Genomic DNA, 15,147 nt, shown 5'->3' on the forward strand with positions numbered 1-15,147 from the left:
GCAGAAGTCTCGGTGCCCGCCGGGGCCCCCTATACCGGTGGGCGTTGAGGGACGAAGCCGCCCGGAGTGAAGGAGCACGATGAACGTTGACAATCTGAGGAACACGGGCGAGAGCGCGGACCAGCTGCCGGCGTGGAAATCGGTGCTTGCGGTGGTGGCGCATCCCGACGACGAGTCGTTCGGCCTGGGCGCTGTCCTGGCCGCGTTCACCCGCGCAGGCGCCACGGTGGAGCTGCTCTGTCTCACCCACGGCGAGGCCTCGACGCTGCGGGGTGTCCCGGACGACCTGTCAGCCGTGCGGGCGGAGGAACTCGACGCGGCAGCCACAGCGCTCGGCGTCGGCCGAACGACCCTCTGTCACTATCCGGATGGCGCCCTGGGCACGGTGGGCCGTACCGAGGTGGCCGCGGACGTCGTCGGCGCAGCCGAGGCGGCCCGGGCGGACGGGCTGCTGGTCTTCGACTCGAGCGGCGTTACCGGGCACCCTGACCACGCTGCGGCAACGTCCGCGGCGCTGGCTGCGGCGGAGATCCTGAACCTGCCGGTCCTCGGCTGGACTCTTCCGGCCGTCGTGGCGGAACAACTGAACCAGGAGCTCGATGCCTCCTTCGTCGGCCACGCCGACGAGGACATCGACGTGCGGGTGAGCGTCGAGCGCCAACGTCAGAATGTGGCGATCCGGGCCCACGCCAGTCAGGCCGTGCCCGGCAGCGTGCTGTGGCGTCGGCTGGAACTCCTCGGTGACACGGAGAGCCTGCGCTGGCTGCGGCGATCCCAGGGCGCGAGCGAGGCAGCGCCGGCGCCGGCCACGGCCGCGCGAACCGTGCGGGTTGAACATCGCGGCGAGGATAAGTTCGACATTCGCATTCGCGGGCATGTCGTCCGCGTCGATCAACCCAGTGAGGACGGCGGGGAGGACACCGCCCCGACGCCGACGGAACTGTTCATCGCGAGCCTTGCGTCGTGCGTCGCGTTCTACGCGCGCCGCTACCTGGCCCGGCACGACCTGCCCACCGAGGGGCTGGCCGTGGAGACCAGCTTCGAGATGGGGTCCAGGCCCGCCCGGGTGTCCGGCATCGAGGTGCGCCTCGTGCTGCCGGACGGGGTGCCGCCCGAGCGCCGAGCCGCCCTCCTGGCCGTCGCCGGGCACTGCACGGTGCACAACACCCTGGTCACAACACCCCAGGTGACGATCAGCCTGGCCGAGTGATTCCCCGCCGCCGTGACGGCGGCCGGAACTCGCGGGGACGCCCGGACGAGCAGATAATCGACTCAGAAACCGGACAACCGAGAAGAATGAGGATTCGATCATGACCCACACCGTTCTCAATCCCTACCTCAGCTTTCGCGACACGGCCAGGCAGGCAATGGACTTCTACCAGTCCGTCTTCGGCGGCGAGGTGACGCACAGCACCTTCGGCGAATACCACGCCAGCGAAGACCCGGCCGAGCAGGACAAGATCATGCACTCCCAGTTGAAGACCGACTGGGGCCTGGCCCTGATGGCGGCGGATACGCCGGACAGCATGGAACTCACGCCCGGGAACAATTACGCGGTGTCCCTCAGCGGCGACGACGAGGTCGAATTGCGCGGCTACTGGGACAAGCTCGTCGATGGCGGCACGGCCGCCATGCCCCTGGAGAAGGCGCCGTGGGGTGACACCTTCGGCATGTGCACGGACAAGTTCGGCGTGAGCTGGCTGGTCAACATCGCCGGCGAACCTGCCGACGGATGACCCGGCGTTCGCTGCGTGTCCCGGGCCCCCCCCGCTACTCTGGGAAGGTGACTGATTCCCTGCCTCCGTGCCCTGAATGTTCCAGCGAACTCACCTACGAGATGGGGGCCCTTCTGGTCTGCCCGCTCTGCGGGCACGAGTGGGCACCGGAACCGGCCGAAGCCGAAGTGGCCGCGGACACCGTCATCACGGATGCCTATGGCACGCCGCTGGCCGACGGCGACAACGTGACCGTGATCAAGGACCTGAAGCCCAAGGGGAGTTCCACCGTGATCAAGGTGGGCACGAAGGTGCGCGGCATCCGGCTGGTGGACGGCGTGGGCGACCACGACATCGACTGCCGGATCGACGGTGTCGCCCTGCAGCTCAAGTCCAGCGTGGTGAAAAAGGCCTGACCGCCCGCCTGCTCCACGGCGGTGCCGCGTGCCCTATGCTGCAGTCGGGGGAGGTCGCCGATTCCGGACTCGGCGACACAATATATGTCACGACGTACTCTGGGAAACCGCTCGCGGCGGCTGGGGGGTCGCGTTCTCGTGACCCTGACTGTGCTGGCACTCACGACCACTGCGACCGGCCTGTCGAGCGCGACCGCCCAGGCCGGTTCCGCGACGAGGTCTTCCGTACCGGCAGCCGGGCAGGATCCGCTGCCCGAGCCGACCGAGGCGCAGTTCCTCGACGGGCCGATCTACGTCGCACCGACCGGACCCCCGGCCGCCGACGCGAGCGATCCGGGGCCGGGGCCGGTCGATTCACGGTCGACCGAGACGCGGGCGCTGGGCCCGGGAACCTATACCTGTTCGGGCTACGCCGGCATCGACACCAAGAATCCGCCCAGCGCCCTGATGGCTGACACGTTCGCCTGGGGACCGTTCACGCCCTATCGGGTCGGCGACGGCACGGGGAACGTCAACTGGAGGGTCAACCCCTACAAGAACCCGTCCTGGTACATGTGGCTGCACTCCCTCCGTTGGCTGGGACAGGGCATTACCGCCGGCTCAGAGGGGGATCTGGTCACCCTCGAGCACACTGCCGCAATCGCCAGGGACTGGGTCAAGGACAATCCCTACTCCTGGAAGAGCGACATCGGCGCCTGGGAATCCACCATGCACCGGACCAATGTCCTCGTCTGCCTGCGCCAGTCCGTCCTGGCCGCTTACGGCGTGTCGGTGCTCCCCACGCCCTACGCCTGGCTGAACGCCTCGCTCCACGACCACGCCAAGTTCCTGATCAACAACTGGAGCGGGGCCTGGAACCACGGCACGGACGAGAGCATGGTCTTGTTCGGTGTGGGATGCCTGCTCAACCGGGCCGACTACCGCAACCTGGCCGTGACGCGCCTGGACTCGTCGATCACGACCGCGATCGACTCCCAGGGCTCCACGAATGAACAGTCGACCGCATACGCCCAGATGAACTACGGGCTCTGGGGGAGGGTCGAGGAGGTGCTGCGAGCCTGCAACGCCGTGCCGAGCGCGACCATCTCCGCGCGTCGGGCGCTCCTGGCGACGTGGATCGCCCACGCCACGAGCTCGAACGGCACCCTGCACCAGATCGGCGATTCGGAGCAGGTGAAGACGATCGGCTACCCGGGGACTCCGCTGGAATACGCCGCGTCCGGGGGCGCCAGCGGCGTGGCGCCCAGGCAACGGGTCGCGATCTACAAACGGGGGTACGTCTTCGGCCGGTCCGGCTGGGGCAGCACGGTGAAGCCCTTCGCGCAGGAATCCACCTACAGCATCCGGTATGGCCGGTCCCGGGCAGTGCACGGCCACAATGACCACATGGCGCTGACCTACACCGCGCGCGGGCGCACCATCCTGGTGGACGGCGGCCACGCCGGCTATCAGAACGACTCCTGGCGCGCCTGGGCGAGGGGCGCGACCGCGCATAGCTCGATGACGACCCCGAAGGCCGCCTCGATGCCGATCAACACCGACCTGACGCGCTACCTGATCAAGGACACGTCCGATTTCTTCGAGTTCCGCGACCAACCAGGTGTCGGGGTCTCGCGCACCCGCGGCGTCCTGGTGTTGAAGGACCCCGACCTCGTGGTGACCCTGGACCGCGCGACCTCCCAGACCTGGCAGCAATTCCAGACGCTCTGGAACCTGCCGGCGGACCAAAAAGCCACCGTCTACTCCCGGACGACGGCCATCGCGGCCGCTCCCGGCGACACAATGCGGACGATCCTGTTCCAGATCCCGTACAAGCAGGAGCTGCCTCGGGGAGCGATCCTGGTCAAGCGCGCGCAGACCTCACCGATCCTGGGCTGGCAGTATCCGGACATCTTTCGCCGCAAGGCCGCTCCGACAGCCATGTTCGCGCGCCAGGGCACCCGTGCGTCGATCCTGTCCGTGATCGCACCGGTCAGCGCCACGGGCGTCATGATGTACAAAGTGCGGGCGTCCGGGACCTCGACAATCGTCGATTTCACGGTCGATGGGAAGAAGGTCAGCGTTCTGATCAGTGCCGGCGGCGGGCTGGTTCGCCAGTAGATCACCGGGTCAGGGGGCGACGCATCGACGTCCCCTGGGTATGTTGTCCGCATGGCGAGCGAAGCGGTTGTCCTCCCTGTTCCCGGGCCGCACGGCGGGCGTGAGGTGCGGATCTCGAGTCCCGGACGCGTTCTCTGGCCGGACAGCGGGATCACCAAGCTCGACCTCGCCCGCTACATCGTGGACGTGGGGGAAGCCTTCGTCGCCGCGAACGGCGATCGTCCCCTCTCCTTGCAACGGTTCCCCGACGGCATCGACGGTGAGCAGTATTTCTCCAAGAATCCGCCGAAGGGCGCGCCGGAGTACGTGCGGTCGGTGATGGTCGTCTATCCGAGCGGCCGGTCGCATCCGCAGCTCGTCATCGACGAACCGGCGGCCGCAGTCTGGGCGGTGCAGATGAACACCGTCGCGTTCCACCCCTGGCCATCCCGCGCCGAGAACACCGACAACCCCGACCAACTGCGCATCGACCTCGACCCGCAGCCGGGCACCGACTTCGACGATGCGGTCCCCGCCGCGCTCGAGCTTCGCGCGGTGCTCGCGGAGGCCGGTCTCACCGCGTTCATCAAGACGTCCGGGAGCCGCGGCCTGCACGTGTTCGCGCCGATCGAGCCGGCGCGGGAATTTTTGGACGTGCGTCACGGGGTGATCGCCGCAGCCCGCGAGCTCGAACGACGGATGCCCGACAAGGTCACGACGTCGTGGTGGAAGGAGGAGAGGGGCGAGCGGATATTCGTCGACTTCAACCAGGCCAACCGCGACCGCACGATGGCGGGCGCGTACAGTCCGCGGGCGCTGGCGCACGCGCCCGTCTCCTGCCCGATCGAGTGGGACGAGCTCGAGCGCACCGATCCGACGGTCCTGACGATCGGCACCGTGCCCGCGCGGCTGGCCGCCACCGGCGACCCGTGGGCGACCATGCCCGAGCACCCCGGCACGATCGACACCCTGCTCGGATGGTGGGACCGCGATGTCGCCGCGGGGCTCGGCGAACTGCCCTTCCCGCCCGACTTTCCGAAGATGCCGGGGGAGCCGACCCGGGTGCAGCCGAGCCGGGCCCGCAAGCCCGGTTAGCGCCGCACGGAGCCGGTCAGGCCGGCGAGCGAACTGAGGATGGAGGGCCTCGCGGCAATCCAGGCGACCGCCATCACGACCAGGGAGAGCGCGAAGATGCCGAAGCCCCACCAGCTCAGGTCATCCCGGGCGGCATACATGTGGTTGAGGTTGCGCAGGGCCCCCGTCGCGAGCACGAGGGTGACGTGGACGATGATGAACCCCACGAACCAGAGCATCACCGGGAAGTGCACGGCCCGGGCGAGCGGCAGGGGGAACACCCGGTCGAGGCGGGCGAAGCGACCGGCCAGGCCCGGAGCCATCCGGATGCCGGTGATCAGGGCGAGCGGCGCCGCGATGAACACCGTGATGAAGTAGGCCAGCAGCTGCAGGGCGTTGTAGTTGACCCAGCCGTTCTCGGTCGGCCAGTTGAGCGACGCGTACTGGATGGCCACGGATACCGCGTTCGGGAACACGTCCCAGCTGAGCGGGACGATCCGCATCCACTGGCCGGTCGCGAAGATCAGCACGTAGAAAATCACCCCGTTGAGCACCCAGAGGGTGTCGAGGCTGAGGTGGAACCAGACGTGGAGTGCAATCCGCACGGGCGGGTTCTTCGTGCGCAGCAACCCCGTGTTGTTGCGGGTCCAGTACGCGGCGGTGCGCTTCGTGGTGCGGATCTGCCAGCCGGTCCGAATGATCAGCAGGATGAAGAACGCGTTCAGGAAGTGCTGCCAGCCGAGCCAGGCCGGGAAACCGACCGGGGCGGACTCCGGCAGCTCCGATTCGCCGGGGTACTCGGTCATGAAGGACGCCACGGCGGGCAGTTCCCGGATCATCCTGGCCGCCAGGACGACCAGGAAGAGTCCGAGGAGGATCGCCGGCACGATCCAGACGAGCTTGAACCACCGGCTCTTCGTGAAGCCGGTCAGGACAGAGGTCAACTTAGCTCTTCCTCGCCTTGACGGCCTCGATGAGCTGCGGCACGACGGTGAAGAGGTCGCCGACGACTCCGAAGTCCGCGACATCGAAGATGGGGGAGTCGGCGTCCTTGTTGATCGCGACGATGGTCTTGGCGCTCTGCATGCCGGCGCGGTGCTGGATGGCGCCGGAGATGCCGACGGCGATGTACAGGTTGGGCGACACGGTCACACCGGTCTGGCCGACCTGCATGTTGTGCTCGCAGTAGCCGGCGTCGACGGCGGCGCGCGACGCGCCGACGGCTGCGCCCAGTGCGTCGGCCAGTTCCTCGACGAGCACGAACTTCTCCCTCGAGCCCAGCCCGCGGCCGCCCGAGACCACGATGTCCGCGGTCTGGAGCGACGGGCGCTCGGAAGCCTGGGTCTGCTCGTGGCGCGCGGTCACCTGTGCGCCGACGGCGGTGTCGCCCGTCACCTCGAGTTCGTGGATGGCGCCCGCGGCCGCCGGGGCGGTGCCGTCGACCGACCCCTGCCGCAGTGAGATGACCGGGGTGCCCTTCGCGGCGCGGGCGGTCACGGTGAACGAACCGCCGAATGCCTGCTGGGTGACGAGGATTCCGGCGGCTCCGGCCGTGACGTCGACGGCGTCGCTCTGGAAGGCGCCGCCGATCCGCACGGCCAGCCGCGCGGCGGCCTCCCGGCTGTCGATGGAGTTGCCGACGAGGACGGCGGACACCTCGCCTGCGGCCAGGACCGCGGCCTGCAGTGCCGCGACCTGCGGGGTCACCAGCAGCGTGTCGGCGTTCTCGATCGAGGCAACGAAGACGGTGCCGGCGCCGAGCGCGCCGAGGCTTTCGGCAACCTCTCCCGCGGTCCCCGGTTCGACGACGATGACGGCGGCCGGCTCGCCGAGCCTGGCCGCGGCGGCGAGGAGTTCGCCCGTGCTCGCAGCCGGCCGGCCGTTGGCGAGTTCAACAAGAACGAGTGCGTATGCCATGTCTTTTCTTCCTAGATCAGTTTCGCCGCGGCGAGGAAGTCTGCGAGCTGCGTGCCGGCCGTGCCGTCGTCTTTCACGATGGTGCCGCCGGACCTGGCCGGTCGGGGGGCGACATCCTCGACCACGGACCAGGAATTCTCGGCACCCGTCTCGTCTGCCGGAAGGCCGAGGCCGGCGAGGCCGAGTGACTCGACCTTCTTCTTCTTGGCGGCCATGATGCCGCGGAAGTTCGGGAAACGCGCCTCGGCGATCTGTTCGGTGACCGAGACCAGGGCGGGCAGGGACGCGCGCACGTCGAGGTGACCCTCGTCGGTCATCCGTTCGCCGCTGACGCCGTCTCCGGTGACGCTGAGGGTGCGCAGGAAGGTGAGCTGGGCGAGACCGAGGCGCTCGGCGAGCATCGCGGGGACGGCTGCCGTGCGCCCGTCGGTCGACTCGTTGCCGGTGATGATGAGCTCGAAGCCTCCCGGGCGGAGGGCCGCAGCCAGCGCTGCGGAGGTCTGCATGGCGTCGGAGCCGACGAGGCCGTCATCGACGATGTGGATGCCGTTGTCGGCGCCCATGGCGAGGGCCTTGCGAATCGCGGCCAGGGCGCTCGACGGACCCATGGTGACCACGGTGACCTCGCTGCCCGCATTCGCCTCCTTGACGAGGAGCGCAGCCTCGACGGACTTCTCATTGATCTCGTCGATCACCAGGTCGCCCTTGCGGTCCACCCGCTTCGTCGACGGGTCGATGCGGCGGTCTCCCCACGTGTCGGGAACTTCTTTAACGAGCACTGCGATCTTCATCACACTCTCCGTTTTCCTCGTTGAAAGTGGGCGGAACGGTCCCAGCCTATATGGTCCAGGAAGTGGCCAACCGATGCGTCGGATGTCCTAGTAGGTTGATTATCGCGCACCAACGGAGGGGCTGACGAATGTACGCACTAACCGAGGATCAACGATCGATCGTGCAGATGGTTCGCCAATTCGCGACCGAATCGCTGGCTCCGAACGCGGCCGAATGGGACGAGATGCACCACTTCCCGGTGGACATTCTGCGCCGTGCCGGCGAGCTGGGGATGGGCGGGATCTACGCAAGCGAGGAGTTCGGCGGCTCAGGACTGAGCCGGGCCGACTCCATTCTCATCTTCGAGGAACTCGCCAAGGGCGACACCACCATCGCCGCCTACATCTCGATCCACAACATGGTCACCTGGATGATCGACAGCTTCGCCGGCGAAGCCCAGCGCGCGGAGTGGGTGCCGCAGCTGGTGAGCATGGAGGCGCTGGGCAGCTACTGCCTCACCGAGCCCGGAGCAGGGTCCGACGCCGCGGCGCTCACCACACGAATGGTGCGTGACGGCGACGACTACGTCATCAACGGGGTCAAGCAGTTCATCTCCGGCGCCGGTGTGTCGAGCTTCTACGTGGTCATGGCCCGCACCGGTGACGCCGGCAGCCAGGGGATCAGTGCGATCGTCGTGGAGGCCGGCGCACCGGGCCTGTCCTTCGGTCCGCTGGAGAAGAAGATGGGCTGGCACGCCCAGCCGACACGGCAGGTCGTGTTCGAGGATGTGCGCGTCCCGGCGGCACATCTCCTCTCCCAGGAGGGTGACGGGTTCGGCATCGCCATGGGCGGACTCAACGGCGGGCGCCTCAACATCGGGGCGTGTTCGGTCGGCGGCGGCCAGGCCGCCCTCGACCGCACGGTCGCGTACCTCAGGGACCGCACCGCCTTCGGCGGACCGCTGATCAAGCAGGAGGCCCTCCTGTTCGAACTGGCCGACATGGACACGGCCCTGGAATCGGCGCGTACCCTGCTGGCCCGCGCCGCCGAGTCCCTGGACCGCGGTGACGCCGACAGTGTGAAGCTCTGCGCGATGGCGAAACGCGTCGCGACGGATGCCGGCTTCACCGTCGCCAATTCCGCCCTCCAGCTCCACGGCGGCTACGGCTACCTCGCGGACTACGGCATCGAGCGGATTGTGCGCGACCTGCGCGTGCACCAGATCCTCGAGGGGACGAACGAGATCATGCGACTCATCGTGGGCCGCAGCCTGACGGAGGCCAAATGACCAGCCCAAACGACGAGATCCTTCTCACCCGCACCGGCAGGCTCGGGCACATCGTGCTCAACCGGCCGGCGACGCTGAACGCCCTGACCCACGCGATGCTCCAGGCCATCGGCGAGGCGCTCGACGAGTGGGAACACGACGACGCGGTGCAGACCGTGCTCATTTCGGGCGCGGGCGAACGCGGCCTGTGCGCCGGCGGAGACATCGTTGCGATCTACAACGACGCGCAGGAGGGTGGCGGGGAAGCCGCGAGCTTCTGGGCGGACGAGTACGTCGTCAACGCGAAGATCGCGAGCTACCCCAAGCCGTACGTGGCATTCATGGACGGCATCGTGCTCGGCGGGGGAGTCGGGGTCTCGGCCCACGGCTCCGCGCGGATCGTCACGGAGCGCACCCGGATCGGCATGCCCGAGGTGGGCATCGGCTTCGCCCCGGATGTGGGCGGCACGTACCTGCTCGCCCGCGCGCCGGGCGAGCTGGGCACCCACGTCGCCCTGACCGGCGGGATGTTCACCGGGGCCGACGCCCTCGAGCTCGGCCTCGCCGACCACTTCGTGCCCAGCGAGGACCTCGTCCTGCTGGCCCGAGAACTCGAAACCGTCCCGGCCGCCGATGCCATCGCCCGGTTCGCCGGCGCCGCTCCGCCGTCGGCGCTGGCCGGGCAGCGCGCGTGGATCGACGAGTGCTACTCCGCCGACGACGCCTCCGAGATCGTCGCCCGGCTGCAGGCGTCTGACCACCCGGATGCCCGCGCCGCGGCATCCGTGCTGCTCGCGAAATCGCCCACCGCCGTGTGCATCACCCTCGAGTCGCTGCGCCGCGCGCGCCGGCTCGGCAGCGTCGAGGAGGCACTCAACCAGGAGTACCGGGTCACCGTGCGGCTCGCCGCGAGCAGTGAGTTCATCGAGGGAGTGCGGGCGCAGGTCATCGACAAGGACCGCAACCCGCGGTGGTCACCGGCAACCCTGCCGGAGGTGGACCGCGCGGTCGTCGAGAGCTATTTCGCGAGCCTCGGGCCGCGGGAACTCGGGCTTTCAGCACACACGATTGCCCCAGCGGGCGGCGCAGACAGGAGCAGGTCATGACGAAAATCGCCTTCATCGGGCTGGGGAACATGGGTGGCCCCATGGCCGCCAACCTCGTGCGCGCGGGCCACCAGGTGTCCGGTTACGACCTCGTTCCGGCGGCCCTCGACCACGCCCGCGACAACGGCGTCACGGTCCCGACATCCGCGGCCGAGGCGGTGGCCGGCGCCGAGGTCGTCATCACCATGCTGCCGAGCGGCGCCCACGTGCTGGCGGCCTACCGGGACGGGCTCCTCTCGGCGGCCGATCCGGGAACGCTCTTCATCGATTCCTCCACGATTGACGTGGACGACGCCCGCGCGGCACAGGCGCTGGCGCAGGCCGCCGGCCACCGCGCACTCGACGCCCCCGTCTCCGGCGGCGTCGGTGGGGCCCAGGCCGGCACACTCACCTTCATGGTCGGCGCGGGCGACGCGGACTTCCAGGCGGCGGAGCCGATCCTCGCCCGGATGGGCGCGCGCATCGTGCACTGCGGCGGCTCAGGGGCGGGGCAGGCCGCGAAGATCTGCAACAACCTGATCCTCGGCGTGTCGATGATCGCCGTGAGTGAGGCCTTCGTGCTGGGGGAGAAGCTGGGGCTCACACACCAGGCGCTCTTCGATGTCGCCAGCGCGGCATCCGGACAGTGCTGGGCGCTCACCACGAATTGCCCGGTGCCCGGCCCGGTCCCGACAAGTCCGGCCAATCGCGACTACCAGCCCGGGTTTGCCGGCGCGCTCATGGCCAAGGACCTCGGGCTCGCGCTGAACGCGCTCGAAGCCACAGGGACCGCGGCCCAGCTCGGCCCGCTCGCAGCCTCGATCTACCGCCGCTTCGCCGACGAGGGCGGGGCCGGCCTCGACTTCTCGGCCATCATCAACACAATTCGTCACAACTCGAACCTGGAGGTCTCGGCATGACCGAGTACGACAACATCATCCTCGAGCGCCGCGGCCGGGTGGGCCTGATCACGCTCAACCGCCCGGAGGCGCTCAACGCCCTCAACCTCGGCATGCTGCAGGATGTCGTCGCCGCCGCGACCACGCTCGACCGCGACCCGGAGATCGGCGCCATCGTGGTCACCGGGTCGGCACGGGCGTTCGCGGCCGGGGCGGACATCAAGGAGATGGCGACGAAGTCGTTCGTCGAGATGTACCTCGCCGACTGGTTCGCCGGCTGGGACCGCTTCACGGCCGTGCGGACACCCGTGGTTGCCGCGGTCGCGGGGCACGCACTCGGCGGCGGTTGCGAACTCGCGATGATGTGCGACTTCATTCTCGCCGCGGACACCGCGAAGTTCGGCCAGCCCGAGATCAAGCTGGGCGTCATCCCCGGCATCGGGGGTTCCCAGCGGCTCACGCGTGCCGTCGGCAAGGCGAAGGCGATGGAGATGATACTCACCGGCCGCACCATCGACGCCGTGGAAGCGGAGCGCGCCGGCCTGGTGTCGCGGATCATCCCCGCCGACGATCTCCTCGACGAGGCCATGGCGACCGCGGCGACCATCGCGGGCATGTCGCTCCCGGTGGCGATGATGGCCAAGGAGGTCGTCAACGCGGCCTACGAGACGCTGCTCGAGGGGGGCATCCGCTTCGAGCGGCGGGTCTTCCACTCCACCTTCGCGACAGCCGACCAGAAGGAGGGCATGAACGCCTTCATCGAGAAGCGGCCACCCGCCTTCACGAACCGGTAGCCCGCGATCGAGCTTCCCTGAGGTAGTATTGCCGATAAGTGAATTTAGAATCACAATTGGAGTCGACGTGGATTTTTCCCTCTCAGATGAGCATGCAGACCTGAAGGCTGCGGTCGCCAGCATCGTCAAGCCGTATGGCGGCGCCTACTACGCGGAGCACTCCAAGAATCGCGAGCCCTGCGACGAGGTCTGGCAGGCGCTGGGTGAGGCCGGTCTCATCGGCGTCAACATCCCCGAAGCGTTCGGCGGAGGCGGAGCCGGAATGCTCGAGCTCGCGCTCGTCGCCGAGGAGAGTGCCGCCCAGGGCGTCCCGCTTCTCCTGATCCTCGTCTCGGCAGCCATCTCGGCCGAGGTCATCACGGAATTCGGAACCGATGACCAGCGCCAGGCCTGGCTGCCCGGTCTTGCGGACGGCACGTCGAAGATGGCGTTCGCCATCACCGAGCCGGATGCCGGTTCCAACACGCACTTGATCTCCACCACCGCTCGCCGCGACGGCGACGACTGGGTCCTCTCCGGCTCGAAGTACTACATCTCCGGCGTCGACGAGTCCGACGCCGTGCTCGTGGTCGCCCGCACCGGCCGCAAGGACGACGGCAAACCGCTTATGTCGCTGTTCATCGTGCCTGTTGGCACGCCCGGGCTCGACAAGACGCGGATCGAGATGGACGTCATGCTTCCGGAGAAGCAGTACACGCTCTTCTTCGATGACGTGCGCGTCGGGGCCGACGCCCTCGTCGGCGAGGAGGGGAAGGGCTTCGAGCAGGTCTTCCACGGACTCAACCCCGAGCGCATCACCGGCGCCGCGCTGTGCATCGGCATCGCGCGATTCGCGCTCACGCAGGCGTCGAAGTACGCCAGCGAACGCGAGGTCTGGGGGGCTCCGCTCGGAACCCACCAGGGCCTGGCGCATCCCCTCGCCAAGGCAAGCATGGAGACCGAGCTCGCCGCGCTGATGATGCGCAAGGCCGCCTGGCTGCACGACCAGGGCCTGCCGGCCGGCGAGGCGTCGAACACGGCCAAGTACGCGGCGGCGGAGGCAGCCCTGGCCGCCATCGACGCGGCCATCCAGACCATGGGCGGCAACGGCCTCGCCCAGGAATACGGGCTCCTGCCCTACTGGGGTCTCGCGCGACTGCTGCGCATCGCCCCGGTGAGCCGCGAGATGATCCTCAACTACATCGCGCAGCACAGCCTCGGACTGCCGAAGTCCTACTGACCCTGCTGACCCTGCTGACCCTGGACTCGCCCCCGGGTTGAGTCGCGGAGATCGACCCTTCGTTGTGAAATTGAGGGTACTTTCTCCGCAACTCAACCTGCGGCGGATGTCTGCGCTTCGCTTTTAGGGAACGGGAACGCCCGTCCTGAGCGCCGAACTGGCCATTTCGGTGATCGCCGCCACGATGCGGTCGGCGGGCAGCCGGTTGTCGTACGTGCAGATCGAGTTGATCAGGGCGAGCACGCCCTGCACGACCATGCGCAGTTCCGGCTCGCTCGACCCGGGCGAGATCGCCGCGCAGACACGCATCCATTCGCCGATCAGTTCGCGCTGCTGCAGTCGGAGCCGGCGCAGGTCGTCGGCCGGCAGGTTGCCGGAGTCGCGCAGGTACACGGCGACCAACGACCGGTTCTCGACCACGATTTCGGTCTGCTTGCGGATCATCGCGTCGAGTCGGTCCGGACCGTCCTCCGTCGCGGCAATGATGTCGCGCGTGCCCGAGTGCATCGCATCGATGACGCGCTCGAGCAGCACGCCGAGGATGGTGGCCTTCGAGTCGAAGTGGCGGTAGACGCCTGACCCGACGATCCCCGCGGCGGCCCCGATCTGCGCCATGCTGACCGCCGAATAGCCGCGCTCCGCCATGAGGTCGGCGGCTGAGCGCAGGATCAGCTCGCGCCGGTCGGCGCCCTTGGGCGACTTGGGCCGGGTGTCTGTCATTGCCAGCCTTCGTCCGCGGCGGATTGGCCGGTGTGCTGACCGCGGAACGTGCCCGGTGAGCGGCCGGTGCCGGCCGCTCCCGCGAAGGCCTGGGCGACCCTGAGCCACTCCTCCGCCGTGCCCGGCGTGGCCCGGAGGGACGTGTCCGCGCGATGTCGCCGCTGGGTTACCACCAGCGCGAAGTCGTTGGCGGTGCCGGTGACCCGGTCCGCGGCATCGGCCGGACCCCAGGTCCAGGGTTCTCCGCTCGGGGCGATGAGCTCGAGCCGCACAGCCACCCGCGGCGCCTGCAGGCCGCGCTGGGCAAATGCGAATTCGCGGGTGATCACGCCGAGGTGGCACACGTGACGCACGCGATCGGTGAGCGGATGCTCCAGCCCGAGCGCGTCATAGATGTCCTGGCCGTGCGCCCACGTTTCCATGAGCCGGGCGGTGGCGCACGAGGCGGCGCTCATCGAGGGGCCGAACCACGCAGTGCGCGCACCCGGGCCGACCTTGGCGAGCACGCGGCCGAGCGTGGCACGGCTGTCCGCGAACCAGCGCAGCGTCGCCTCAGGGGGGAGGGCCCTGCGCTGTTCATTGACCTGGTCGACCCAGTCCGGCCCGGTAGCGCGGAGCGCTTCGGTGGACGCCCTGAACGCGTGCGGATCGGTGAAGCCCAGCGTCGCCAGATCGCCGAAGTAGGCAAGGTGCACGACCTGGTCGTGGACGCTCCAGCTCTCGGCGGGCGTGCCGAGAGCCCACTGCGGGGCAGGCAGCCCGGAGGCAACGGCGACAAGGTCATCGCTCTCCGCTTCGAGGTCGCGCAGGAGCGAAGCGAAGCGCTCGTCATCCAGTGCCACGGCCGTCTCCTCAGTTGGGTTCAGTCAAGTTTAACGAATGTGAATTGCCAATCACGAGAATTCGCGGATCGACACGCTCCGGCAGAAGTTCGTACCCCCGGATCCGGCGCGCCGGGGCTGTACCCTTCTAGCGTCGGTCGGCACGTCTGCCCCCCTTCGGTAAGAAGGGAAAGACATGCAGCTGGTCGGGCGTATCGGAGCGGCACTGGCCGGCGCGGCGGGGCTTGCCATCCTGTACGGGTGGTACACCACGGGAGGCGCGATGCTTTCGAGCATGGTGCCCGGGGTCCTGTTGGTGGCCCCGACCGCGGCGTTCGCGCTCGTGCTCCTCTCGATTGCGCTGGTCGCT

15 protein-coding genes are annotated in these 15,147 nt (G+C 68.6%); 10 read left to right on the plus strand and 5 right to left on the minus strand.

The annotated features are described in order from the left end of the window. The first annotated feature begins 79 nt into the window (after positions 1–79). From E3T54_RS17170 to ligD, 5 genes are all read left to right on the plus strand, one after another. A complete protein-coding gene (locus E3T54_RS17170) occupies positions 80–1,210 on the plus strand; it encodes a PIG-L family deacetylase (RefSeq protein WP_241976995.1) in 1,131 nt (376 codons plus the stop codon). 100 nt (positions 1,211–1,310) lie between these two features. Next, positions 1,311–1,736: a VOC family protein gene (locus E3T54_RS01300; protein WP_134474229.1), complete on the plus strand. Its 426-nt coding sequence runs from the start codon at positions 1,311–1,313 to the stop codon at positions 1,734–1,736. Further along, a complete protein-coding gene (locus tag E3T54_RS01305) occupies positions 1,733–2,131 on the plus strand; it encodes a zinc ribbon domain-containing protein YjdM (RefSeq protein WP_134474230.1) in 399 nt (132 codons plus the stop codon). The genes E3T54_RS01300 and E3T54_RS01305 overlap by 4 nt, the downstream gene beginning before the upstream one ends. Positions 2,132–2,269: 138 nt before the next feature. Further along, positions 2,270–4,231: a heparinase II/III family protein gene (locus E3T54_RS01310; protein WP_198414408.1), complete on the plus strand. Its 1,962-nt coding sequence runs from the start codon at positions 2,270–2,272 to the stop codon at positions 4,229–4,231. Between the two features lie 51 nt (positions 4,232–4,282). Next, positions 4,283–5,305, plus strand: a complete 1,023-nt coding sequence (gene ligD / locus E3T54_RS01315; RefSeq protein WP_134474232.1) for a non-homologous end-joining DNA ligase — start codon at positions 4,283–4,285, stop codon at positions 5,303–5,305. Here ligD and E3T54_RS01320 read toward each other — a convergent pair. Genes E3T54_RS01320 through E3T54_RS01330 form a run of 3 tightly spaced genes read right to left on the minus strand, consistent with a single transcriptional unit; the run spans position 5,302 to position 7,992 of the window. After that, positions 5,302–6,228: a cytochrome b/b6 domain-containing protein gene (locus tag E3T54_RS01320; RefSeq protein WP_241976996.1), complete on the minus strand. Its 927-nt coding sequence runs from the start codon at positions 6,226–6,228 to the stop codon at positions 5,302–5,304. The genes ligD and E3T54_RS01320 overlap by 4 nt on opposite strands. 1 nt (position 6,229) lies before the next feature. After that, positions 6,230–7,201 carry an electron transfer flavoprotein subunit alpha/FixB family protein gene (locus tag E3T54_RS01325; RefSeq protein WP_092321383.1) on the minus strand — a complete coding sequence of 324 codons (972 nt, stop codon included), beginning with the start codon at positions 7,199–7,201 and terminating at the stop codon, positions 6,230–6,232. Between the two features lie 11 nt (positions 7,202–7,212). Then, positions 7,213–7,992, minus strand: coding sequence for an electron transfer flavoprotein subunit beta/FixA family protein (locus E3T54_RS01330; protein ID WP_134474234.1), 780 nt, complete (start codon positions 7,990–7,992; stop codon positions 7,213–7,215). Positions 7,993–8,120: 128 nt separating this feature from the next. Between E3T54_RS01330 and E3T54_RS01335 the strand changes: the two genes are divergently transcribed. From E3T54_RS01335 to E3T54_RS01355, 5 genes are all read left to right on the plus strand, one after another. Continuing rightward, a complete protein-coding gene (locus E3T54_RS01335; RefSeq protein ID WP_134474235.1) occupies positions 8,121–9,260 on the plus strand; it encodes an acyl-CoA dehydrogenase family protein in 1,140 nt (379 codons plus the stop codon). After that, positions 9,257–10,345: an enoyl-CoA hydratase/isomerase family protein gene (locus E3T54_RS01340; protein WP_134474236.1), complete on the plus strand. Its 1,089-nt coding sequence runs from the start codon at positions 9,257–9,259 to the stop codon at positions 10,343–10,345. The genes E3T54_RS01335 and E3T54_RS01340 overlap by 4 nt, the downstream gene beginning before the upstream one ends. Next, entirely contained in the window at positions 10,342–11,244 is a 903-nt protein-coding gene (gene mmsB / locus E3T54_RS01345; RefSeq protein WP_134474237.1) for a 3-hydroxyisobutyrate dehydrogenase, read from the plus strand. Before E3T54_RS01340 ends, mmsB begins: the two co-directional genes overlap by 4 nt. Next, positions 11,241–12,017, plus strand: a complete 777-nt coding sequence (locus tag E3T54_RS01350; protein WP_134474238.1) for an enoyl-CoA hydratase — start codon at positions 11,241–11,243, stop codon at positions 12,015–12,017. The genes mmsB and E3T54_RS01350 overlap by 4 nt, the downstream gene beginning before the upstream one ends. A gap of 67 nt (positions 12,018–12,084) precedes the next feature. Then, complete coding sequence (locus E3T54_RS01355; protein WP_092321389.1) at positions 12,085–13,236, plus strand: acyl-CoA dehydrogenase family protein; 1,152 nt, start codon at positions 12,085–12,087, stop codon at positions 13,234–13,236. 123 nt (positions 13,237–13,359) lie between these two features. On the opposite strand, the gene E3T54_RS01360 is transcribed toward E3T54_RS01355, so the two are convergent. Next, positions 13,360–13,956 (minus strand): TetR/AcrR family transcriptional regulator, encoded by a 597-nt coding sequence (locus E3T54_RS01360; RefSeq protein ID WP_134474239.1) that lies wholly within the window; start codon positions 13,954–13,956, stop codon positions 13,360–13,362. Beyond that, positions 13,953–14,798, minus strand: a complete 846-nt coding sequence (locus E3T54_RS01365) for a TIGR03084 family metal-binding protein (RefSeq protein ID WP_198414409.1) — start codon at positions 14,796–14,798, stop codon at positions 13,953–13,955. The genes E3T54_RS01360 and E3T54_RS01365 overlap by 4 nt, the downstream gene beginning before the upstream one ends. Positions 14,799–15,147: the final 349 nt, after the last annotated feature.

It is taken from the genome of Cryobacterium sp. Sr8 (assembly GCF_004403225.1).
In the GTDB taxonomy this organism is placed as follows: Bacteria; Actinomycetota; Actinomycetes; order Actinomycetales; family Microbacteriaceae; genus Cryobacterium; species Cryobacterium psychrotolerans.

Excerpts from the sequence above, each read along its gene's own strand:
- ligD (WP_134474232.1), top strand. The coding sequence starts at position 4,283 with ATGGCGAGCGAAGCGGTTGTCCTCCCTGTTCCCGGGCCGCACGGCGGG.
- mmsB (WP_134474237.1), top strand. The coding sequence starts at position 10,342 with ATGACGAAAATCGCCTTCATCGGGCTGGGGAACATGGGTGGCCCCATG.
- E3T54_RS01300 (WP_134474229.1), top strand. The coding sequence starts at position 1,311 with ATGACCCACACCGTTCTCAATCCCTACCTCAGCTTTCGCGACACGGCC.
- E3T54_RS01325 (WP_092321383.1), bottom strand. The coding sequence starts at position 7,201 with ATGGCATACGCACTCGTTCTTGTTGAACTCGCCAACGGCCGGCCGGCT.
- E3T54_RS01350 (WP_134474238.1), top strand. The coding sequence starts at position 11,241 with ATGACCGAGTACGACAACATCATCCTCGAGCGCCGCGGCCGGGTGGGC.
- E3T54_RS01360 (WP_134474239.1), bottom strand. The coding sequence starts at position 13,956 with ATGACAGACACCCGGCCCAAGTCGCCCAAGGGCGCCGACCGGCGCGAG.
- E3T54_RS01305 (WP_134474230.1), top strand. The coding sequence starts at position 1,733 with ATGACCCGGCGTTCGCTGCGTGTCCCGGGCCCCCCCCGCTACTCTGGG.
- E3T54_RS17170 (WP_241976995.1), top strand. The coding sequence starts at position 80 with ATGAACGTTGACAATCTGAGGAACACGGGCGAGAGCGCGGACCAGCTG.
- E3T54_RS01340 (WP_134474236.1), top strand. The coding sequence starts at position 9,257 with ATGACCAGCCCAAACGACGAGATCCTTCTCACCCGCACCGGCAGGCTC.
- E3T54_RS01330 (WP_134474234.1), bottom strand. The coding sequence starts at position 7,992 with ATGAAGATCGCAGTGCTCGTTAAAGAAGTTCCCGACACGTGGGGAGAC.
- E3T54_RS01335 (WP_134474235.1), top strand. The coding sequence starts at position 8,121 with ATGTACGCACTAACCGAGGATCAACGATCGATCGTGCAGATGGTTCGC.